General features: G+C 56.6%; 17 protein-coding genes. 6 read left to right on the top strand and 11 right to left on the bottom strand.

The window, feature by feature from the left end:
* Positions 1–247 precede the first annotated feature (247 nt).
* Together ACQR3R_RS29330 and pap are read right to left on the bottom strand one after the other, a co-directional pair.
* Positions 248–1432 carry an acetyl-CoA C-acyltransferase gene (locus tag ACQR3R_RS29330; RefSeq protein WP_428278010.1) on the bottom strand — a complete coding sequence of 395 codons (1185 nt, stop codon included), beginning with the start codon at positions 1430–1432 and terminating at the stop codon, positions 248–250.
* Between the two features lie 102 nt (positions 1433–1534).
* Positions 1535–3049, bottom strand: a complete 1515-nt coding sequence (pap, locus tag ACQR3R_RS29325; protein WP_428278008.1) for a polyphosphate:AMP phosphotransferase — start codon at positions 3047–3049, stop codon at positions 1535–1537.
* Between the two features lie 161 nt (positions 3050–3210).
* On the opposite strand from pap, the gene mnmC reads away from it, so the two are divergent.
* The gene (gene mnmC / locus ACQR3R_RS29320) at positions 3211–5190 is read left to right on the top strand and encodes a bifunctional tRNA (5-methylaminomethyl-2-thiouridine)(34)-methyltransferase MnmC2/FAD-dependent 5-carboxymethylaminomethyl-2-thiouridine(34) oxidoreductase MnmC1 (RefSeq protein WP_428278006.1); all 1980 of its coding nucleotides are present in this window, start codon (positions 3211–3213) and stop codon (positions 5188–5190) included.
* A 6-nt stretch (positions 5191–5196) separates the two neighbouring features.
* Here the strand turns inward: mnmC and ACQR3R_RS29315 are convergent, their stop codons facing one another.
* On the bottom strand, positions 5197–10002 hold the full coding sequence (locus tag ACQR3R_RS29315; RefSeq protein ID WP_428278004.1) for an NEL-type E3 ubiquitin ligase domain-containing protein: 4806 nt from the start codon (positions 10000–10002) through the stop codon (positions 5197–5199).
* A gap of 295 nt (positions 10003–10297) precedes the next feature.
* Here ACQR3R_RS29315 and ACQR3R_RS29310 point away from each other — a divergent pair, with 295 nt between their 5' ends.
* The 4 genes from ACQR3R_RS29310 (at position 10298) to ACQR3R_RS29295 (ending at position 15524) form a co-directional block, all read left to right on the top strand.
* Complete coding sequence (locus ACQR3R_RS29310; RefSeq protein ID WP_428278002.1) at positions 10298–12070, top strand: N-acetylglutaminylglutamine amidotransferase; 1773 nt, start codon at positions 10298–10300, stop codon at positions 12068–12070.
* A gap of 3 nt (positions 12071–12073) precedes the next feature.
* Complete coding sequence (gene ngg / locus ACQR3R_RS29305; protein WP_428278000.1) at positions 12074–13819, top strand: N-acetylglutaminylglutamine synthetase; 1746 nt, start codon at positions 12074–12076, stop codon at positions 13817–13819.
* 122 nt (positions 13820–13941) lie between these two features.
* Positions 13942–15132 (top strand): osmoprotectant NAGGN system M42 family peptidase, encoded by a 1191-nt coding sequence (locus ACQR3R_RS29300; protein WP_428277998.1) that lies wholly within the window; start codon positions 13942–13944, stop codon positions 15130–15132.
* 164 nt (positions 15133–15296) lie between these two features.
* The gene (locus tag ACQR3R_RS29295; protein WP_010461751.1) at positions 15297–15524 is read left to right on the top strand and encodes a YheU family protein; all 228 of its coding nucleotides are present in this window, start codon (positions 15297–15299) and stop codon (positions 15522–15524) included.
* A 4-nt stretch (positions 15525–15528) separates the two neighbouring features.
* Here the strand turns inward: ACQR3R_RS29295 and csrA are convergent, their stop codons facing one another.
* The 3 genes from csrA to ACQR3R_RS29280 form a co-directional block, all read right to left on the bottom strand.
* Entirely contained in the window at positions 15529–15714 is a 186-nt protein-coding gene (gene csrA, locus ACQR3R_RS29290) for a carbon storage regulator CsrA (RefSeq protein WP_428277996.1), read from the bottom strand.
* Positions 15715–15866: 152 nt separating this feature from the next.
* Positions 15867–16199 carry a YnfA family protein gene (locus ACQR3R_RS29285; RefSeq protein ID WP_428277994.1) on the bottom strand — a complete coding sequence of 111 codons (333 nt, stop codon included), beginning with the start codon at positions 16197–16199 and terminating at the stop codon, positions 15867–15869.
* A 64-nt stretch (positions 16200–16263) separates the two neighbouring features.
* Positions 16264–17079: an SDR family oxidoreductase gene (locus ACQR3R_RS29280; RefSeq protein WP_428277992.1), complete on the bottom strand. Its 816-nt coding sequence runs from the start codon at positions 17077–17079 to the stop codon at positions 16264–16266.
* 286 nt (positions 17080–17365) lie between these two features.
* On the opposite strand from ACQR3R_RS29280, the gene ACQR3R_RS29275 reads away from it, so the two are divergent.
* Positions 17366–17518 carry a DUF3309 family protein gene (locus tag ACQR3R_RS29275; RefSeq protein WP_010461760.1) on the top strand — a complete coding sequence of 51 codons (153 nt, stop codon included), beginning with the start codon at positions 17366–17368 and terminating at the stop codon, positions 17516–17518.
* A 58-nt stretch (positions 17519–17576) separates the two neighbouring features.
* On the opposite strand, the gene ACQR3R_RS29270 is transcribed toward ACQR3R_RS29275, so the two are convergent.
* The 5 genes from ACQR3R_RS29270 to ACQR3R_RS29250 form a co-directional block, all read right to left on the bottom strand.
* Positions 17577–19670 carry a sulfatase-like hydrolase/transferase gene (locus ACQR3R_RS29270; RefSeq protein WP_428277990.1) on the bottom strand — a complete coding sequence of 698 codons (2094 nt, stop codon included), beginning with the start codon at positions 19668–19670 and terminating at the stop codon, positions 17577–17579.
* Positions 19671–19946: 276 nt separating this feature from the next.
* Entirely contained in the window at positions 19947–20549 is a 603-nt protein-coding gene (locus tag ACQR3R_RS29265) for an START domain-containing protein (RefSeq protein ID WP_428277988.1), read from the bottom strand.
* Positions 20550–20589: 40 nt separating this feature from the next.
* Complete coding sequence (locus ACQR3R_RS29260) at positions 20590–20844, bottom strand: YkgJ family cysteine cluster protein (RefSeq protein WP_428277986.1); 255 nt, start codon at positions 20842–20844, stop codon at positions 20590–20592.
* A 166-nt stretch (positions 20845–21010) separates the two neighbouring features.
* The gene (locus ACQR3R_RS29255) at positions 21011–21439 is read right to left on the bottom strand and encodes a hypothetical protein (RefSeq protein WP_428277984.1); all 429 of its coding nucleotides are present in this window, start codon (positions 21437–21439) and stop codon (positions 21011–21013) included.
* A gap of 134 nt (positions 21440–21573) precedes the next feature.
* The gene (locus tag ACQR3R_RS29250) at positions 21574–23013 is read right to left on the bottom strand and encodes an aminotransferase class I/II-fold pyridoxal phosphate-dependent enzyme (RefSeq protein ID WP_428277982.1); all 1440 of its coding nucleotides are present in this window, start codon (positions 23011–23013) and stop codon (positions 21574–21576) included.
* Positions 23014–23073 lie beyond the last annotated feature (60 nt).

Raw genomic sequence — 23073 nt, 5'->3', positions numbered from 1 at the left:
ATCGCCAGCAGGCTGGCTCCCACAGGGCATTAGGTGAGACATGGATCCGATGTGGGAGGCTGGCTCCCACAGGGAGTTAGGTGAGACATGGATCCATTGTGGGAGGCTGGCTCCCACAGGGAGTTATGTGAGACCTGGATCCAATGTGGGAGGCTGGCTCCCACAGGGAGTTATGTGAGGCATGGATCCAAGGTGGGAGCGAGCCTGCTCGCGAAGGCGATCTGAAAACCACTACGTTCCGTGAAGTTTAACGCACCGCTTCAAACAAACCGGTCGCCCCCATTCCGCCACCCACGCACATGGTGACGATGCCGTAACGCAAATTACGCCGCTGCAACTCCCGCACCAGATGCCCTACCTGCCGTGATCCGGTCATGCCGAATGGATGGCCAATCGAAATCGAGCCGCCGCTGACGTTGTACTTGTCATTATCAATGCCCAGCCGATTACGGCTGTACAGGCACTGCGAGGCGAATGCTTCGTTCAGTTCCCACAGGTCAATATCGGCAATCTGCAGGCCTTTTGCCTTGAGCAATTTGGGCACCGAAAACACCGGCCCGATACCCATCTCGTCCGGTTCACACCCGGCAACGGTAAAGCCGCGAAATAATGCTTTTGGCTTCAAGCCCAGTTCCAGCGCTTTTTCCAGGCTCATCATCAGGGTCATCGACGCGCCATCGGACAGCTGTGAAGAGTTACCTGCCGTCACCGATCCGTCTTCAGCGAACACCGGTTTAAGTGCCGCCAGACTTTGCAGCGTAGTGTCCGGGCGATTGCAGTCGTCGCGGTCCACCACACCGTCAAGAATCTGCACCTCACCGGTTGCTTTGTCTTCGACGCGGTACTTGACCGCCATGGGTACGATTTCATCATCAAACAGCCCGGAGGCCTGAGCCTTGGCAGTACGTTGCTGACTTTGCAGCGCATACAGATCCTGCTCTTCACGACTGACGTTGTAGCGACGCGCGACAATTTCGGCAGTCTGGCCCATCGGGAAGTAAATACCCGGCACCTGTTCTTTCAGCAGCGGATTGACCAGGTTGTCGGTGTTGACGCTTTTCATGGTGAGGCTGACCGATTCAACGCCACCCGCAATGATGATGTCGCTGCAACCCGAGGCGATCTGGTTGGCGGCGATGGCAATCGCCTGCAGCCCCGACGAACAAAACCGATTAAGGGTCATGCCGGCCGTGCCCACGCCCAATCGTGAAAGCACCGCCACGTTGCGCCCGATATTGAAACCCTGGGCGCCTTCGTTGGAGGCCGCGCCGACGATGCAATCCTCGACACTGGCCGGGTCGATACCGGTTCGCGCCAGCAAAGCATTGACACAGTGAGCCGCCATGTCGTCCGGGCGGGTCTGGTTGAACTTGCCGCGAAAGGACTTGGCCAGGCCGGTCCGAACGCTGTCGACGATCACCACTTCACGCATGGCATACCTCATTGTTGTTATCGGTTGAGAGTGCACCGAGGATAATTCCACCGCGTTACCGACCGCGACAATCATTCACCTCGCGTATGCGTGACCATGGGTTTAATCCTTGTGCTTGTGGGCCTTTTTGTCGGACTTTTCAAATGCTTCTTCCAACGCGCGATTGATCGTGCGCAGCACCTTGACCCGCGCCCAGCGCTTGTCATTCGCCTCGACCAGCGTCCATGGCGACACCTCGGTGCTGGTGCGATCAACCATATCGCCCACAGCGGCGCGGTAATCGTCCCATTTTTCGCGGTTACGCCAGTCGTCCTCTGTGATCTTGAAGCGTTTGAAGGGAATTTCTTCACGCGACTGAAAACGCTCCAGCTGCGTCTGTTTGTCGATGGCCAGCCAAAACTTGACGACAATGATGCCTGCGTCGGATATCTGCTCTTCGAAATCATTGATTTCGCTGTAGGCGCGCAACCAGTCTGCAGGCAGGCAAAAACCCTCGATGCGCTCGACCAGCACTCGTCCGTACCAGGAACGATCAAACACCGTGAACTTGCCCTTGGCCGGAAGATGCCGCCAGAACCGCCACAGATAAGGCTGTGCGCGCTCCTCCTCAGTCGGTGCTGCAATGGGCACGATGCTGTATTGCCTTGGGTCGAGTGCCGCCGCAACCCGTCGAATCGCACCGCCCTTGCCCGCCGCATCATTGCCTTCGAACACCGCTACCAAGGCATGGCGACGCATGCGTTTGTCGCGCATCAGCCCGGAGAATCGAGCCTGCTCGGTAATCAGCTGTTCTTCATAATCATCCTTTTCCAGCCGCTGGCTCAAATCGAGGCTATCGAGCAGATTGAACTGGTCGACGCTGGTAGGCAGAGGCGCGGCGTGCACTTTGTCGGGGTTGACCTTGGGCCGCTTCAGCGCATTTTGCAGGCCCTCAAGCAAAATTTTGCCCACGGTCAGGCTGCGGTAATGGGCGTCGACGCCTTCAATCACGTGCCAGGGTGCGTAGTCGCGGCTGGTACGGCGTAATACTCGCTCACCGTATTTCACAAACTTGTCGTAGGTTTCAGATTGCTGCCAGTCCAGCGGGCTGATGCGCCAACTGTGCAGAGGGTCGTCGGCAAGGGCCTTGAGCCGCGCCTTCATTTGTTTTTTGGACAAATGGAACCAGAACTTGAAGATCAACGCGCCTTCATCGCAGAGCATTTGTTCCAGCCGTTCGGCCGCGTTAATCGCTTGATCGAGTCGAGCGTTCTTGAAGTCGCCATGAACCCTGGCCTGCAGCATCTGGCTGTACCAATTGCCGAAGAAAATCCCCATGCGGCCCTTGGCCGGGAGCATCCGCCAGTAGCGCCAGGCCGGCGGTCGAGCCAGCTCTTCGTCGGTCTGCTGGTCGAACGTACGCACCTCAATCAAGCGCGGGTCCATCCACTCGTTGAGTAACTTCACCGTTTCGCCCTTACCAGCGCCTTCGATGCCGTTGATCAAAATAATGACTGGAAAACGTTTCTGCTGCTGCAGGTCGAACTGCGCTTCCAGCAACGCTTCGCGAAGCGCCGGCACTTCCGCGTCGTAGGTTTCTTTGTCGATGGCGTGACCGATTTCGGCAGATTCGAACATGGACGACTCCCTTCCAAGAATTCATCAAGACTAGCGGATTGACCTCGCTGGCGTCGTGGAAATCCAAATTTCGCTTCACCAGATGCCGCAGACCTTGCCATGTATCAAGCGCTTCACCGGCGATCGGCTAGAATGGCGGCCTTGCCGTTGCCGAGCCTGCCATGAAACCTGTAATGCCTCACGCCCAACTCGACTGGGACGACCAAGGGCTCCCGCGCTCACGGGTGTTCGACGACGTGTATTTTTCCGACCTGTCGGGCCTTGATGAAACGCGCTACGTTTTTCTTGAGCAAAACAATTTGCGTGAGCGCTTTTTGGCTCTGCCGGCCGGGGGCCGCCTGGTCATCGGCGAGACCGGTTTCGGCACCGGGCTGAATTTTCTGTGCGCCTGGCAGTTGTTCGAGCAACACGCCGTCGCCGGGGCACGCCTGCATTTTGTAAGCGTCGAAAAATACCCGCTAAGCCAGCCCGACCTGCAACGGGCGTTGGCGTTGTGGCCGGAACTCAAGCCGTTTGCCGATCAACTGCTGGCGCACTACAAGGCGATCCATCAAGGCTTCCAACGACTGATACTGGCCAACGGACGCGTCACGCTGACGCTGCTGATCGGCGATGCGCTGGAACAACTACCCCAACTCGATGCACAGATCCACGCCTGGTTTCTCGACGGCTTCGCGCCGGCAAAAAACCCCGACATGTGGACCGCCGAGCTGTTTGCCGAATTGGCACGGCTGGCGGCACCCAACTCAACCATCAGCACCTTTACCAGCACCGGATGGGTACGTCGCTTATTGAATGCGGCGGGCTTCAAGATGAAGCGCACACCGGGCATCGGGCACAAATGGGAAATCCTGCGCGGCGTGTACCTCGGTTGGCCGCAGGACACTGCGCCACCGGCAGTGGTAGCACCATGGTTTGCTCGACCGGCACCGATGACAGGGGAGCGTCGCGCCATGGTGGTTGGGGCCGGGCTGGCCGGTTGCGCCAGCGCAGCAAGCCTCGCAACACGCGGTTGGCAAGTCAGTTTGCTGGAGCGTCACGAGGCGCTGGCACAGGAGGCTTCGGGTAATCCCCAGGGCGTGTTGTACCTCAAGCTGTCCGCTCATGGCACCGCGCTTTCACAGTTGATTGTCAGCGGATTCGGCCACACCCGACGCCTGCTTGAGCATTTGCATCGTGGCCTCGACTGGGATGATTGCGGGGTTTTGCAATTGGCATTCAACGCCAAGGAAGCGCAGCGGCAAGCTCAATTGGCCGCTGCGTTTCCCGAAGATTTACTGCACATACTTGATCAAGAACAGGCTGAAACTCGTGCGGGCGTTGCGCTGCAATCAGGTGGTCTGTTTTACCCTGAGGCTGGATGGGTACATCCGCCGGCGCTGTGCGAATGGCAAGCCGCGCATCCAGATATTCAAATCCTCACCCACCACGACGTCGTTGAAATACGCCGCGAAAAGGACGAGTGGCAAGCGTGGGATGGCGACACCTTGCTCGCCAGCGCCGAGGTGGTAGTGCTGGCAGGCGCAGGTGAGATAAAACGTTTTGATTTCAGCAGTGACCTACCACTCAAACGCATTCGCGGCCAGATTACCCACCTTGCTCAAACCACTGCCAGCCAAAGCCTCACCACCGTTGTCTGCGCCGAGGGCTATGTCGCGCCGGCGCGTTTGGGTGAACACACCTTGGGCGCCAGTTTTGATTTCAAGAGTGAGGACCTGACGCCGACAGCGGCCGAACACGCCGGCAATTTGCACATGCTCGAAGAGATTTCAGCCGACCTGTTCACAAGGCTGGGAGCGGATACATTGCAGCCCGAAACACTGGCGGGTCGTGCGGCGTTTCGCTGTACCAGCCCGGATTACATGCCGATTGTCGGGCCATTGGCGGACGATCAGGCATTCGCCGACGTTTACCATGTTTTGAGCAAGGACGCCCGGCAAATCCCGGACGTCGCATGCCCATGGCTGCACGGTCTATACGTGAACAGCGGTCACGGTTCACGAGGATTGATTACCGCGCCGCTGTCGGGCGAATTATTGGCAGCCTGGCTTGATAACGAGCCACTGCCACTGCCGCGAGCCGTGGCCGAGGCCTGTCATCCCAACCGCTTTGCACTGCGAAGACTCGTTCGGGGCAAGTGAAACGCTTCAAATATCAGGGACCGCGCAGATACCCAGCTCTACTATTTTCAGGGCGCTATGAGTCAATTGTTCAAAAATGGAATTCTGGACAGCTTCTTTTTCCGCCTGGATCTGCGATACCTGAGCCAGATAGTCGCCAGTAGTCAGGCTGTCGGCGGTCTCGAATACCGCTTGTAGCTTCTCTGGATAAATCAGGTCTACCGACGCAAATTGCCTCGAAAACTGGCGCTGCAGGTAGTCGGTCCAAAACGGCAGGCGAACCATAAATTTCATGAATTGCGGTGACAGCTCTGCCATTTTGACTTGATTTTCCGCAATATCGAGTGCCGCTTGAGTCACTCCGCTGATGGCGGCATATCGCATGTGCCGTGGCTGGCCAGGCAGTGCCAAAACTTCCGCCAACCCAGTGCGATAGGCAAGGCTGACTTCCAAAGCGTCCACGTTCGGATTTTTCTGTATCTGGTTTTGAGCGATCTGCTCCAATTGGTCGAGTCGAAACAGGCCACGCCCAAGTTTCAGTAGCTCAGGCGCCGATGAGCGTAAGGCGCCTAGCGGGTTCGCCACTTTATCTACTTCAACCGCAACCTCCAGGTGGCTGAAGTTGAGCGCAGCAGAATCCGTACAGCTCAATGGATTTGCCGCTAACTCAAATATTTGTTCGCGCATCGGCGTATCGACTTGAGCAGCCTTCAATACACCCCAGACGCGTCGAATCATGTCTTCGCGGACGTATTCGGTATCGGCGCTGTAACCCAACTCATTTAATAGACGAAACAAGCCATCGGCGGCGGGATCGTCCTTCATCGCGATCCATGTAGCGTTCCGCTCAGGCGTTGTTAACGCATCGGTCAACCAGATCTCTCGTGCCCCTTGTTCGTTCAATCGCGTGATGTCGTCCTCAAAATAGCCCATGCCGATGCCGACACGGTCGCGATAAGCATTGAGCTGAACTCGGCTGTTCTCGGAAAGCGGATTGTTTCTCAGGTTGATCGTTTCGCTGAAGCGTCGGGTGCTGTCGAACACCCAGTCAGGCAACACGCTGATCTCGTTGAAGCGCAAATCGACCCGGTCAAGATTAGGCAAGCGCGCCAGGTTTTTTGGGAACTCAGTGGCCTGGGTATTGCACAGGGACAGGTACTCCAAATCGAACATTTTGCTCACATCCAGTGTGGCTCCGAGACGATGATTGGCGCTCAAGTTAAGGGTTCGAAGCGTGCGAATGTCCGACAGTTTTTTTAATGTGTGTTCGGTCAATTGCAGGTCATTAACGGCCAGGCTGAGCTCATCTAACTCCGGCATCAGTGAGAGCGCCTCAGGAAGCCGTGTAATGGCATTCGAGGAGAGATCCAGTGATCGGACGTTTTTGAATGCCTTGAGGAAGTAACCAACATCGTCATTCAGGTCCATGTCTTTCAGTGACAAGGCTTGCACATGGTCGAACGTCACTTCAGGGGGCAATAGGGGGAGCTTGCCGATGCGCATGCCATCGAGCTTCAACCCATGAACTGTCGATGCATACCCATAGCGCACGAAAAACATTCGCCGCCAACAGTCCTCGATGCGGTCGGCGACCGTACACCGGCTCACGTAAATTTCGGTCTCATCAAAGGGTGTCCACGTCCGGCCCGAGACTTCATTGATCCATGTATCAAGTGTTTTGCGGAGTGCTTTCAGAGCGTGCAACCGACGTTTGACTTCGGTCGCCCTTGCCAGATGATCAGGCCCAAATTCATCCAGCAATTCATTGGCCTCTGAGCTGCTAAGCAACGGGTACAGCGTCTTGATCTTGCGTATCAGCGAAAGCGGGTGACGAGAACCAGATGCCGGGGCTCCGGCTTCAAGGCAGTCGCTACGCAAAGCCGATGCATCGGCCGGTTCGCCCGAGAACAATCGCTCAGTGTCGGCTCGATCCTCCAGCCCTTTGTCGAACAACTTTTTGCGCAGTGAACTCCCACCCGTGTCCTCAAGGCCACCAATGCCCATGGCGATGCGCTGATCTGAAGGGATAGCACGCACGACGGCGCCATAAAGACTGTCGTTACCTGAGACAACCGCCCCCAGAGACTGTCCAGTAGCGTCAAACGCCTCGTGACCCAACTCAGTGCGGACAATGACCCGTTTGATGCTTGCTTCCTCGCTACCGACGCTTGCCAACTGCACGCCGCTTAGTGTCCCCTGACGAAGTTCAACGCGTAATGTGTTGCTCCAACCGCGCATTCTGGAAAGCAATCGAATGCCCAACAGTTGAGAGTCAGGCGCGGCAATTTCTGGTAAATAGAGCCCGGACAATGCCCTGTCAAAACGAAGTTCCGACAACGTTTGATTAACTTTCTGTGCCAGGTTCATCGGCACTCGACGCGCTGAGTTCAGGTGCAAGCGCTCGACACTACTGGCTGCGTCCACCAATGATTTAGCCACTCCTGCAGGTAACCCGGGGTAATGGCTTCGCAGCTTTTGCACGTTGCCAAACCCACTTTTGTCATAGTGTCGGTACAGGTGATCGAACGCAGAGCGTCGATCAGACTTGACCGCCGCACCGATCTTTTTAGCCAACAAAGAGCCTTCTGTGCTTTTAGCGGCTTTGACGCCCAGCAAGGTGTCGACCTCCTCAGAATACAAACCGGCTATCAGCGTCTCCAGCAGCTCACCTCTGCGTAGCTGCTCCTGGCTCACGACGACACTCAATTCATGATCTTCCACCAGCGTTGTGGAAGGGTATCTCGCCGTGACCAGGCCATTGTCACCCACGACATCGATGTAGCGATCAGCCGGCCACCCCGGCAGCGATGGCAACGTGTGCAATTGCTCTTCGGTATGACGAATACTGTGCGCATCCCCACTCTCCATCGCCTCGATGAAGTCACTCAATCTCTGCTCGATACGAAAACGCTCGATGCAATCTTTCAAACGGGTGGGCAATGCCGAATTTGTCTCTCCCAGCTGATGTAGCTGGCTGACCGTGGTGTCGGTGATTCTGCGGGCGTTTTCCAGGCGTCCCTCGTCAAGTTCTGCCAGACGTGGAGCAATCCTTTTCAGCGCATACAGACCACTGCTCCACTCGTCTGGACGTTCATGCGCGAAACGCCAGCCACCCTCCGTGTTGCGTTCAACAACCGGAGAAAATGCTTCGGCGCGAGTAGGATGCTTGACCCGCCACTTGCCCAGCGCGGCGTCTTTAATCACTTCATACACAGCCGTGTTTATTTTGATGAATGTCTGCGAGTTAACCTGATAGATGCCCTGGGAATCAGCGACAACGCCTCCAGAAATTATCTGCTCGTAAGGTTCAACGTAAGGCTTCCATAGCCTGGTTTTTGCTGCGCCGTTGTAGACCGCAATGAACTGGCTGAAAAAAGCCGGATGCTCCGCCACCGTCCTCTTGATCAGCGAACCAATCACCTTGGTGCCCGCCGCAAACGCCGCCATCATCGCAAGGTTTTCGGCCACATTCAGCAGGTGCGCCAGTGCACCGGCCTTGTCATCATGACGCCAATCTTCAACTCCCTCGTACACCTCGCCCAACAGTTGCCCGATGGCAACGCCCATCATCAATTGCCCAAGCACGGGCACAAATAACCCCGCGATATTGGCGATCAGCAACCCGGCTTCTTCATAGCTTTGCAGGCGCTTTTGTCGCTCCTCTGCGTCGACAGTTGCAGTGGATACTGCGAGTAGCAGTGCATCGCTGTGCATTTTTGTGACGTGACTTTGATAGAGGAAAGTAAAAAGCATGAAAGGAATGAGCGGCGTAGCGAGAGACAAGTCCTGCTTTTTCGCCAGCGAACTGTAAAAGTCGGCTTTGTTGCTCTCATCTATGTAACCGGAAAAGAAATCCGCGTATGTGCTGATGTTCAGTTGGCGGCTCAAATATCGCTCGAACAAGGCAAAGGTGCTGTATTCAAAAACAGGTCGGCCGGGTTCATTCGGCATGTACACCACACACCAGTCATTGGGATGATCCTTGAGCGGGCGTTTTGAAAATATGACAACGCCCCAGATGCACGCACCAAATAGTTCCAGGCCTTGCATATGAATCGGGGCGTTCTGATAGAGGATCGGCTTTACGCCGGAAGCATTTGCGTTGCCGCTGTTCAAATCCAGCCACTCCAGCATGCGCAAGGCTGAGAGACCGATATCACCCTTCAAGTAGGCGGTATGCGCGTCTACTTTCAGCACATTTGCCTTGAGTTGGCGAATATCCGCATCAAGAACGCTCGAATTGAAGGTCGCCGCGTAATGGTCCTGGTAACGCTGCCCAAGGTCGAGTTCCCGACACACATTGGCAAACACCCTCGGCGTGAGTGCAGATAAACCCTCTGGCGTGGATGCAATGCGCACAACCCCTGCAGCAGGAAAACCGTCCTTGCCCGCCTCTTCCTCGGTGAAGTTATGCATGGCGGCCTGCAACAGACTGCGCCTGGCAACCATCTGCTGACTGGATATTTTCTCGGTCTCGGTCGCCCCCGGGCAGCCGCAGTCAAAGCCCGGTAATTCGATACGGTCTTCTTCAACATCGAATGCGACGCCGTAACGTGTGGTCAGCAACTGAGTCAGTTCGACGCGGCAAAATTCATACAGTGGCTTCAGGCTATCCAAGGCTGGCTGAACCTTAAGCTGGCTGGCCTGAAGTTCGACCATTGCGCTCGCATACGCGGCGATGCCTTCCGGGGCAGCCTCCGTCAGCCACTTGGGCATCGTGATCTGCACGGATTCGGCAGTGTCCAGATCGCCGGTCATCTCGATCAGTGCGGCTAGCTGGCTTTTGCCAGTAAACGACTTTTTATCCTGGGTGGCAGTGTCCTTGTCTGACATGTGCAATGTTCCTTATTGCAGGCAGTTGAGCGCTAACCGTACGCCCTCTCCTAGTCATTGAATAACGCTAAAAGTCCGGGTATTCAGCCAGTTATGCAGCAGCATTTTCAAAGCGTTCCATCTATATGTAACGCCACTGCCGCTACGTTTTGCGTTAGCGAAGCGCCTCTCCAAAGTCCGCCTTATTCCTTATCGATCTAAAACTCCCACGTTCTCACCGGGTCAGTTTCTGAGTACCCGCCGATTGGCGACGTATCGATTGACCCTCCCCAACGGAAAAACCGGTAAGGATTTTATGTGCGGATTAGCTGGCGAGTTACGCTTTGATCATCAACCTGCGGACCTTGCAGCCGTTGAACGAATCACCCATCACTTGGCGCCTCGCGGTCCTGACGCGTGGGGTTTTCATGCCCAAGGGCCAATTGCCCTGGGCCATCGCCGCCTGAAAATCATGGACCTGTCAGACGGCTCGGCGCAGCCGATGGTCGACAACCAATTGGGTTTGTCCCTGGCCTTTAATGGCGCGATCTATAACTTCCCGGAACTGCGCACCGAGCTTGAAAGCCTCGGCTATGCCTTTTACTCGGGTGGCGACACCGAAGTTTTGCTCAAGGGTTATCACGCCTGGGGCGAAGCGTTACTGCCTAAGCTCAACGGCATGTTCGCCTTCGCCATCTGGGAGCGTGACGCTAAGCGCCTGTTCATCGCCCGCGACCGACTTGGCGTGAAGCCGTTGTATCTGTCTCGCACCGGTCAGCGCCTGCGCTTTGCCTCAGCGCTACCGGCATTGCTGAAGGGCGGTGATATCAACCCGATTCTTGATCCGGTGGCGCTCAATCATTATCTGAATTTCCATGCGGTGGTGCCCGCCCCGCGCACCTTGCTGGCCGGCATTGAAAAATTACCGCCAGCCACCTGGATGCGCATCGAAGCAGACGGCCGCACCGAGCAGAAAACCTGGTGGACGTTGCCATACGGCCCACGGGCCGACGAGATGAACCTGACGCTCGAAGACTGGCGCGACCGGGTGCTCGATAGCACGCGTGACGCGGTAGCCGTTCGCCAACGTGCAGCGGTGGACGTCGGTGTATTACTGTCCGGCGGTGTCGACTCCAGCCTGCTGGTCGGCCTGTTGCGCGAGGTAGGCGTAGAGAACTTGTCGACGTTCTCCATCGGTTTTCAGGATGCCGGTGGTGAACGCGGCGATGAGTTTCAGTATTCCGATTTGATCGCCAAGCATTACGGCACACAGCACCATCAGTTGCGCATCGACGAGAAAGAGATCATCGAGCAGCTACCCGCAGCGTTCCGCGCCATGAGCGAACCGATGGTCAGCCATGACTGCATCGCCTTTTACCTGTTGTCCCGCGAAGTGGCCAAGCACTGCAAAGTGGTCCAAAGCGGCCAAGGCGCCGATGAGTTGTTTGCCGGTTATCACTGGTACCCGCAAGTCGATGGCGCTGCCGATCCGTACGCGGCTTATCGCGATGCATTTTTCGACCGCAGTTACGACGACTACGCCGCCACCGTTCAACCAAAATGGCTGACGGCCAATGACGCCGCCGGCGACTTCGTGAAGGAACACTTCGCGCAACCCGGCGCCGATGCCGCCGTGGATAAAGCGCTGCGTCTGGACAGTACGGTGATGCTGGTGGACGACCCGGTAAAACGTGTCGACAACATGACCATGGCCTGGGGCCTGGAAGCACGCACGCCGTTTCTGGATTACCGACTGGTGGAGTTGTCGGCACGTGTGCCGGGCAAGTTCAAACTGCCGGATGGCGGTAAACAAGTCCTCAAGGAAGCCGCACGGCTGGTCATCCCGAGTGAAGTCATCGACCGTAAAAAAGGTTACTTCCCGGTGCCCGGCCTCAAGCACTTGCAAGGTGACACCTTGAGCTGGGTCCGCGAACTGTTGCTGGACCCGAGTCAGGATAGAGGCCTGTTCAACCCGGCCATGCTCGACCGCCTGCTGACCGACCCGCAAGGCCAATTGACGCCATTGCGAGGCTCTAAACTGTGGCAGCTGGCTGCACTGAACCTGTGGCTCAGTGAACAAGGAATTTGATTGATGAAACCCCACGCCACAGCTTATAGCCAACGCTTGCTGCGCGGTCAGGCACCTTCTTATGAACGTTTGCAGGCGCGTCTGGCCGAAGATGGCAGCCAATTGGGCGCGGCGCCCATTGCCGTGCATTGCGGTTGGGGCCGGTTGTTGATCGGCCATACATTCCCTGATCCGGCGAGCCTTGCCCAGGAACTGCTCAACGAGCAACCCGGTGAACGCGACATCGCGTTGTATGTGGCCGCGCCCCAGCAGATATTGGGGTTAGAGCCGGCGCAGCTGTTTTTGGACCCCTCCGACACCTTGCGATTGTGGTTCAGTGACTACAGGCAATCGACCCGGGTGTTTCGCGGCTTTCGCATCCGCCGGGCACAAAGCGAAGCGGACTGGCAGGCGATCAATCATCTTTATCAGTCACGCTCGATGCTGCCGATTGACGCTAACTTGCTGACACCGCGTCATCAGGGTGGCCCGGTGTATTGGCTGGCTGAAGATGAGGACAGCGGCGCGATAATAGGCAGCGTGATGGGGCTCAATCATCACAAGGCCTACAACGATCCCGAAAACGGTAGCAGTCTGTGGTGCCTGGCCGTGGACCCGCAGTGTTCGCGGCCCGGTGTCGGTGAAGTGCTGGTGCGCCATCTGATCGAACACTTCATGAGCCGGGGCCTGAGTTACCTTGACCTGTCGGTGTTGCACGACAATCGCCAGGCGAAAAGCCTGTATGCCAAACTCGGTTTTCGTAACCTCTCTACATTCGCCATCAAGCGCAAAAACGGGATCAATCAGCCGTTGTTCCTGGGCCCCGGCCCCGAAGCAGAGTTCAACCCGTATGCGCGGATCATTGTCGAGGAAGCGCACCGGCGAGGCATTGACGTGCAGGTGGATGACGCCGACGCGGGAATGTTCACCCTCAGCCATGGCGGCCGTCGGGTTCGTTGCCGTGAATCGCTCAGCGACCTGACCAGCGCCATCAGCATGAGCCTGTGCCAGGACAAAAGCCTGACGCACAAAGTGCTCAAGGCTGCCGGCCTGAACCTGCCGACCCAGCAACTGGCCGGCAATGCCGATGACAACCTGGCGTTTCTCGACGAGCACCAACGGGTCGTGGTTAAACCACTGGACGGTGAACAAGGGCAAGGCGTTGCGGTGGATCTACAGACCATCGAAGAGGTTCAGCAAGCCATCGAGTCTGCCCGCCAGTTCGACAGCCGGGTGCTGTTGGAAAGCTTCCACGAAGGTCTCGACCTGCGCATTCTGGTGATTGGTTTTGAGGTTGTCGCAGCGGCCATTCGCCGACCTGCCGAAGTGGTGGGCGATGGCCAGCACTCGATCGGCGCGCTGATCGAAGCGCAAAGTCGCAGGCGTCAGGCCGCCACCAGCGGTGAAAGCAAAATACCTCTGGATCATGAAACCCAGCGCACATTGCACGCGGCAGGTTATGACTACAGCAGCATTTTGCCAGCCGGCGAACATCTGTTTGTAAGGCGCACGGCGAACCTGCATACCGGCGGCACTCTCGAAGATGTCACGTCGATATTGGACCCAACCCTGATTGACGCCGCTGTACGTGCAGCACGCGCGCTGGATATTCCAATGGTTGGCCTCGACTTGATGGTGCCTGCCGCCGATCAACCGGAGTACGTGTTTATCGAAGCCAATGAACGCGCCGGACTGGCCAATCATGAGCCACAACCCACGGCTGAGCGATTTGTGGATCTGTTGTTTCCACACAGTCAGCCGACGGTCTGATCCTCTCCTAAATATCGTTCTTACGCGCTGCGTAGGAATGCAGTCGGGGACGCTTGGCGTCCGGTGAGGCATTCGCGCGCAGCACGTGGGAACGATCAGCCTTCAACTCATCAGGAGTTTCCATGATCAGCAAAATTCCCGAACCAGATCTCAACTACTTGCAAAAAGTACTGCTGGAAATGCTGGCGATCCCAAGCCCGACCGGCTTCACCGATACCATCGTGCGTTACGTCGCCGAACGGCTCGAAGAGCTGGGTATCCCTTTCGAAATGACCCGGCGCGGCACCATCCGCGCCACGCTCAAGGGCAAGAAAAACAGCCCTGACCGTGCGGTCTCGGCTCACCTCGACACCATTGGCGCCGCCGTTCGCGCAGTGAAGGACAACGGTCGCCTGACGCTGGCACCGGTCGGTTGCTGGTCCAGCCGTTTTGCTGAGGGCAGCCGCGTCAGCCTATTTACCGACAACGGCGTGATCCGCGGCAGCGTGTTACCGCTGATGGCTTCCGGTCACGCCTTCAATACCGCCGTGGATGAGATGCCGATCAGTTGGGATCACATCGAATTACGCCTCGATGCCTACTGTGCCACCCGTGCCGATTGTGATTCGCTGGGTGTCAGTGTCGGCGACTTCGTGGCGTTTGATCCGTTGCCGGAGTTCACTGAAAGTGGCCATATCAGCGCACGCCACCTTGACGACAAGGCAGGTGTTGCAGCGCTGCTGGCGGCGATGAAAGCGATTGTCGACAGCGGTGAAGAGTTGATGATCGACTGTCACCCGCTGTTCACCATTACCGAAGAAACCGGCAGCGGTGCAGCCGCGGCGTTACCTTGGGATGTGAGCGAGTTTGTGGGAATCGACATTGCGCCGGTCGCCCCGGGCCAGCATTCCAGCGAACACGCGGTGAGCGTGGCAATGCAGGACTCCGGCGGGCCTTACGACTATCACCTGTCACGGCATTTGCTGCGATTGGCCAGTGACAATGAGTTGCCGGTACGCCGCGACCTGTTCCGCTATTACTTCAGTGATGCGCACTCGGCTGTCACGGCAGGCCATGACATTCGCACCGCCCTGCTCGCCTTTGGCTGCGACGCAACGCACGGTTACGAGCGCACGCACATCGACAGCCTGGCGGCCCTCAGTCGCTTGCTCGGCGCCTATATTCTCAGCCCGCCAGTGTTCGCCAGCGATGCTCAACCGGCCAAGGGTTCACTCGACCGGTTCAGTCATCAGATCGAACACGAAACCCAAATGGAAAGCGATACCCGGGTACCTTCGGTAGACAGTCTGGTCGGGCAACGCTCGGATAATTGAAGCCTGGCGATATTCCAGGCGCCTTGGCAGATCTTCTGGTCGCGGCTTGGCGGCGATGACATTTTTCCCTGTTATCGCTGCCGGCATAGGCGCTGTATGAGCCCAGACTAGCCGTCATCATTCATTCGCCGTAGCATCGCGCCATTGTCTTAACCGAGGTGCCTATGCTGATCCCCTACGACCAATTGGAAGTCGATACCCTGACCCGCCTGATCGAGGATTTCGTGACCCGCGACGGCACGGACAATGGCGACGATACGCCGCTGGAAACCCGGGTGTTACGCGTGCGCCAAGCACTGACGAAAGGCCAGGCGTTGATCGTTTTCGATCCCGACAGCGAGCAATGCCAATTGATGCTGAAACACGACGTGCCAAAGCACCTGTTCGACTGACCGTTTAGTAGCCTTTGGCTTTGGCCTTTCTCACCTGGATGCGCTCATAGACTTCGGCTCGGTGCACGTTGACGTTTTGCGGTGCTTCGACGCCGATGCGCACACTGCCGCCATTGACGGCCAGGACCCGTACGGAAATGGTGTCACCGATTGAAATCAATTCGCCGACTACACGACTGAGTACAAGCATGGGAATGTCCTTCAGGTTTACCGGGCCTTGAAGATGGCCCTTGAGCGAACGCGCTTCAATGCTCCCCTGATAAATCAGTCTTGCCTTACAGCCTCGGGCGAAGCCATCTTACGGAAACGTCTGACATTTACGTTGAATGTCGGACCGATCCTTCAGGACGCGGAAAAGCGCGGACCGAAGAGGATGATGCTCGCGCCGATCACACACAGCGCCACGCCAATCCAGTCGGAACCCAGCGGACGAACCCGCTCGACCACTGCCAGCCAACCAATCGAGGCAACGATATAGATGCCGCCATAAGCGGCATAGGCGCGCCCTGCATAAGTGGCCTCGACACGGGTCAACAGCAGCGCAAACAAGGTCAGGCTGAGCAGTGCCGGCACAACCCACCACGCACTTTTGCCCTGACGCAGCCACATCCAGAAAGCAAAACAACCGGCGATTTCAAATAGCGCGGCAAGAAAAAACCACAAATAATTCAGCATGCAAACGTCTCGCAAGGATGGCCAGTTGCGGCCACCCTAACCACGCCTTTCCCTACGAGCAAGTTCAGCTTGCAGCTTGCTTGGCCTTGGCGCGCATTTTGTCGGCCATGACGGTCATTTCGTCGTAGAGCAACTGCGGGTTTTTCTGTTTGATGGCCCACGCCATGCGGCCCTGTTCGTGGGGAAGGATCATGAACTCGCCTGCACCTACACGTTGATAAATGTAGTCGGCAATATCGGCGGCGCTGATGGGTGAGCTTTCCAGCAACTTGCCCACCTGCGCTTTCATGGCGGGCGTCGGGCCACGGAAAGAGTCCAGCAAGTTGGTTTGGAAGAACGACGGGCAAACAACATGCACCGCCACTTCCTGGTGGGCCAGTTCAATCAACAGGCTCTCCGACAACGCCACCACGCCGGCCTTGGCCACGTTGTAGTTACTCATGGCCGGACCTTGCATCAGCGCAGCCATTGAAGCGATGTTGATGATCTTGCCTTTGCTTTTTTCCAGCAGTGGCAGGAAGGCCTTGCAGCCTTTCACCACCCCCATCAAGTTGATTGCAATCTGCCAGTCCCAGTCTTCAAGCGACAGCTCACTGAAAAAACCGCCCGACGCTACACCCGCGTTATTGACGATGACGTCGATGCCGCCCAGTTTTTCTTCACAGGCCTGAGCGAAGGCGGTCAATTGACTGTAATCACGCACATCGCAGCGCTGAACAAAGCCATCACCACCGGCCTCGCGAACCAGTTTCAGTGTTTCCTGAAGGCCTGGCTCACTGACATCCGACAATGCCAACTGCCAGCCTTCGCGCGCCCAGCGCAGAGCGATTTCGCGACCTAAACCTGAGCCCGCGCCAGTGATCATCATGCGATTTTGCATAGCAAACAGCCTTGTTGTTTCGGGAAAGATGGGGCGAGTGTAGCGAAGGATATAGCCCGACCCACGCTCCATCAGATTGCTGAATGGCTTGAGCAAACCCGGGGCACGGGCGAAGCAACTAAGGCCACAAAAAAAGAAATAAGCCTTTCTTCGAAAAACATTAAAAAAACTTGGAATTTTCTTTCAATCACGAGAGTCGGATTTGGTAAGCAGCTCGGGTTTATTGCATTTCCAGCTGATAGTTAAAGCTAGGTAATTCCAGAACACTTCCAACAAGGAAATAGACATGGGCACAATTCTTATCGTTATTCTGATCCTTCTACTGGTAGGCGGTTTGCCGGTGTTCCCACACTCCAGAAGTTGGGGTTATGGCCCGTCGGGTATCATCGGCGTCGTGTTGGTGGTGCTGTTGATTTTGCTTCTATTGGGCAAAATATAAAGATTTAACAGGCAAAAAAAGAGGCCCTCAAAGGGCCTCTTTTTTATTGCGTCACCGTTTAGTCCGGCTTGCCATCCACCACACCTGCGGTGTTGTCGAGCAGACTCTTGGTCGCCGTCTGCAGGAACGCTTCAAGCTTCTGCTTCAGCTCGGCGGTACGCGGTGCGTCCGGTATGATGTCCGCACGCGGCGTCGCGCCCAGTTCATACTGGAACACTTTTGGCGCCATTTCCTTTTCTTTTGGCAGCACCAGAATTTGATCGCCCGTGATGATTGCCGTGGTCTGTTCACTGCCCGACGGTTTGATCACGCCAAAACCCTGGTCGCCTTCCGGCAGGTTAAGCAGGTCACGCCCCCAGCACTGATGGCGTACTTCGCCACCGATGCGGCCCATGATGGTCGGCACAATGTCGATCTGTGTGCCCACGGTGTGGTCACGCTGACCGAACTTTTCCTGGATGCCGGGTGCGATCATCAGCATCGGCACATTGAAGCGGCCCAGGTCCATTTCGGTGATCTGGCGCTCGTTGCCAAAACCGTGGTCACCAACGATGACAAACAGGGTTTCCTTGAAGTAAGGCTCCTTGCGGGCCTTTTCAAAGAACTGTCCCAATGCCCAGTCCGCATAGCGCATCGCAGTCAAATGCTCATTCAAGCTACCGCGATCAGTCACCGGCTCGACCGGCAACGGTGACGGCAACGCATAAGGCGTGTGGTTGGACAGGGTTTGTAACAACGCATAGAACGGCTTGCCATTCTCCCGCGCCTTCAGTTCCTGCAGGCCACGATCAAACATGTCCTGATCGGAAACACCCCAGGTCGGATCAGAGAACACCGGGTTAACGAAGTCGTTGCGACCAATGAAGTTGGTCATGCCCTGGCTACTGAAGAAACCCGACTGGTTATCCCAGGCAAAATCGCCGTTGTAGACATACACATCGTCGTAGTGACGGGCGCTGAGCAGTTGCGGCAGGCCGGACAACTTGTGGCTGCCCTCAGGTGTCTGCATCAGGTATTCGAAACCCGGCAGGTTCGGGAAGCAAGCCATGGTGGCGAACATACCCTGGTGGGTGTGCGTGCCGTTTGAGAAGAAACGGTCGAACAGCAGGCCTTCCTTCGACAGTTTGTCGAGGTACGGCGTGATATTGCCCGGTGCACCCAGGGCGCCAACCGAGTGGCCGGCCATGCTTTCCATCAGGATAACCACGACGTTCTTGATCGGCAGCGTCTTGTCAGCCGGTGGCGTGTAATCACGGCGCACCGCAGCAGTGTCGGCGTCCACGAGTTTGTCGTCCGGCATTACCAGCATGTCGCGCACGATTTTCTGCGCTTCATCCTGTGGCAGGGTCGCCTTCCAGATGTTGTCGCGATCTTCGGACATCCGGCTTTTGGCCGCACCGATCAACGACAGCGTGCCATTGAGGCCCAACTGGTTAGCGAAGTTGGAGTCGGTGGTGTAAACGTCACCCCAACGCAGTGGCGGGCCTTGACGCAACGTGCCACGAGCGGCCACGACGCAAATCAGCAGGCACACCACGAATACCGCCGCGCGTGTATACCACGGGGCAATCTGGCGAGTGCCAACACTGCCGCCGCTGAACGGACCACGAGGACGGGTGGCGCGGTCCGCGCCCTTGAATGCCAGTGTCAGGATGACAGTACCCACGACCCAGGCCAGCAGGTAACGCACCACTGGAAAGCCGTACCAGAGCATGCTCATCACGGTTTTCGGGTCTTCTTTCACGTACTGGAACACCAAGCCATTGAGGCGCTGGTGGAACTCGCGGTAAAAGTCCATCTCCATCAGGCCAAGGAACAGCGCGATACTCGAGACGATGGTCAGCCAGAAACGGAAGAATCCGCGAGCAGCCATGGCCCGCGCGCTGAACAGGGCCAACAGCAGCGGAACGCTGAAGTAAACCACCAGGCGCAGATCGAAACGCATGCCATTGATGAACGCTTCGAGAAAGGTCGAGGCCGGCGTATCAAGGATCATCTCGCGGTTATAAACCAGCAGCGCAACGCGCAGCAGGCTGAACATGACCATCATGATCAGGGCGCACAGCAACGTGTAGGCCAGATGCGATTTGACGGTCGGTTGCAGCAGGCGACTAGAAGCTCGCTGCTGATTCAGGGCGTCCGGGTTTGCCATGTCGTTTTAGGACCCATTGGAAGTTGAAGTTTCAAAAATACAGCTGCGCCCTGCCCTCTGTTGGCCAAAACCTGGCCCGGGGCTTGCGCGGTGCGCAAATGTTGCACGATCACCCGCAGCATTGCCATTGATTAGTGTCGGCATGTTGTCGCGGGCAAATTGTCTTGGAGCCATTGTGAAAATTTTGTGCAACGCATATTCGGAAACAAAATAAAGACCCGTTAACTAAAAATGCAAACGCCCCGATTAATCGGGGCGTTTTTTTAGCGGCGTGAATTACTTTTCAGCGCGCTCTTTGAGCGCTTTCAACGTATTGAACGGAGCGTCGACCACAAACTTGTTGGCCAGCCAAGATGGCACACTGCCACCCGGCTCGGTGTGAACCTGATAGGTCACTTCAACCTGATCGCCTTTAGGCACGAACTTCCAGAAACCCTGGACCTGAGTAACTCGCACATAACCTTTTTCTTCCGGAATGTACGTTGGCACACCTTCAAGTTTACGCGTCAGGCTGCCATCGGCACCTTCAACGGTGGTGACATGCAGTACCGAATCTCGAGCGGTCACTGGCCACGGTGTATTGAACTGAGTGTAGGTCCAGCTCTGATCACCTTCGTGTTTAAGCAACTTCTGGGTCTTGCATTCGTGAATCCAAGCGCAGGCACCGGGCACGTCTTCTTGTAATGCACGCAACTTGGCCATGGTGGTTTTCATCACGGTAACGCCGCGATAAGCCTTGTATTGAGAACCTGCCACTTCACTCAAGGACACAGTGATACCGTTCTCATCCTTGGCGGTTTTCCATTCTTCAGCCTGAGCGGTGCTCGCCAGCAAAACAGTCAAACCACACAACACAGCCACACGATGCAACGAACCCATAGTTTTATTCCTTATTGTTGAAGTTGCGGCCATCAACCCATCACGCCGCCGTCATTTGCTCCCACCAGCCAATCAACTTGATGGCTTCTTCGCTGCTGGTTCCGCACACCTCGGCATCCGCCGTGAACGCCGAGCACACCGCGGGACGTTCAGGCTTGCCGAAAATGTTGCACAGGTTTTCGACAGACAGCTGCACGCAACGTTCTCCGGCGGGTTTGCCTTCGGGCATGCCGGGAATCGGGGAACTGATGGAGGGGGCAATACAACAGGCGCCACAGCCCTCACGGCATTTCATGACGACAAGCTCCTCGCGACGGGCGATAGGTTGAAAGGACGTGGCACAGAGTAACCGCTAAAACAGGTGTTTGAAATTCCCTTTCCCCGTGTTTTCCCTGGAAAAGGGCGTGACTGACCAGTCTCCGACGAAGCGTCTGGCCAGCGCACTGCAGTGAGTATGACGATTACTGCTTGAACTCGAATTCCAGCGCGGCGCCTTCTACTTCACGGCGTTCTTCATTGCGCAGTTGCAGCTGCATTTCATTGCTCAACAGACGACCGTTGAGCTGGAACGGGCTGCTGCTGGCCTTATCACCGAACATCTGCGGCAACACCGCATCGTGTTTAGGTAAGGGCACGGTACCGATCGGCTTCAACTCTTCGACCATACCTTTGGGCAAGGTCAAATCGAGTTTGGCTGCAGGCAACGGCGTTTTAACCACTTCACTCGCGGCTTTCGATTTGGAAGCAATCGGTGCACGTTTTTTTATCGCAGGCGCTTTCTTTTTCGCCGGAGGGGCTTTCTTTACAGTCACTGGTTTTTTCGCGGGCACACTGGCTGCCGGGGCTTCTTGAGTAGAAGCCGCCATGACACTGTCGACAGAAAAGGTCATCAGCAGGCAAATCGATAGACAGACGGCGGGGAAAATCGGCTTCATGGACCCAACGGCGCTAACGGCAGAGGGCCATATGCTCGCTTGTTGGACGCAACATGACAAGCTCGGGCAGGAATAACCTGCCCATTGTGTCAAATACCGCCAGCCGTTTCCTGGCAGAGCTGAGTGGCCAACAGGCCAAGTGTCATCAGCGCACGCTCCGCTTCGCGATTCCAAGGTATGCCGCAGTTCAGCCGGATACAGTGATTGAACTGCTCGGTATTACTGAAGATAAGCCCCGGCGCGATGCTGATGCCCTGCTGCAACGCCCGTACATGCAGTTCCTGGGTGTTCACCCTGCCAGGCAAACTGACCCACAAAATGAAACCACCCGTCGGCCGGGTCATCTGCGTACCTTCAGGGAAATACTGCTGCACAGCGAGCTGGAAGGCGCTTAGGTTCTTGCGATACTCCTGCCGGATGTAACGCAAATGCCGGTCGTAACCACCGTTCTCCAGATACGCGGCAATGCCCATTTGCGTGACGCTGCAGGCGGAATGAGTGCTGAACGTCTGCAAGCGCTGGATTTCCTGCTGGTACTTGCCGGCAATCATCCAGCCGATCCGTACGCCGGGTGACAGTGTTTTCGAGAAGCTCGAGCAATAAATCACCCGGTCCAGCCGATCATAGGCTTTAAGGGATTTGGTACGGCCCTGCTCGAACATCAGTTCGCCATAGATATCGTCTTCAACAATCTGGATATCGAAATCCGACGCCAGCCGCAGCAGTTGTTTTTGACGCTCTTCGGGCATGGTGCCGCCCAGCGGATTGCTCAACCGGGTGGTCAGCACCAACGCCTTGATCGACCATTGGTTGGCCGCGAGTTGCAGGGCTTCCAGGCTCATGCCGGTGGACGGGTCGCTGGGAATCTCGATGACTTTAAGGCCTAGCAGGTCAGCCAGTTGCAGCAAACCGTAATAGGTCGGCGACTCGGCAGCGATCAAATCCCCGGGGCGGGTCAATACACGCAATGACATCTGCAAGGCATCGACGCAGCCGTGGGTAATGACCACCTCGGAGGGGTCAACCACAACGCCGGCATCACGCATGCGAATCGCTACCTGGCGACGCAACGGCTCAAACCCGGGGCTGAACATGTAGCTGAACGCACGCGGACTATGGAACCGGGTGACTTTGGCCAATTGCTGATGCAAGGCTCGCACTGGCAGATAGTCGACGCTGGGCACGGCCGCACCCAGAGGAAAGACGCCTTCACGGCGCGATTCGACCAATACCTGCTGGATAATACTGCTGCGTGTGACCAGGCCTGGACGTTCAACGCGCGCGATATCCGGGGTTGGCGCAGTCAGTGCCGGGGTCTGGTGTACGTAATAGCCTGACTGTGGCCGAGCGCGGATCAGCCCCTGATCTTCAAGATTGGCGTACGCCTGCAGCACCGTCGCATGGCTGACATTGAGCTGCGAACTCATCTTGCGCACCGAAGGCACGCGCTCGCCCGGCTGATAGACACCACGGCGGATGTCCTCGGCCAGTTGCTGAGCAATACGTTGGTAGAGCAATAGATTGGTCATGACGCTGCACTCGATTTCACGGGCATTTTATTCTTGTGTAAAACACTACCGGCACAGTTT

The organism is Gordonia sp. IEGM753 (genome assembly GCF_050321825.1).
Lineage (GTDB): Bacteria > Pseudomonadota > Gammaproteobacteria > Pseudomonadales > Pseudomonadaceae > Aquipseudomonas.
This window is presented reverse-complemented; position numbering and strand designations above follow the sequence as displayed.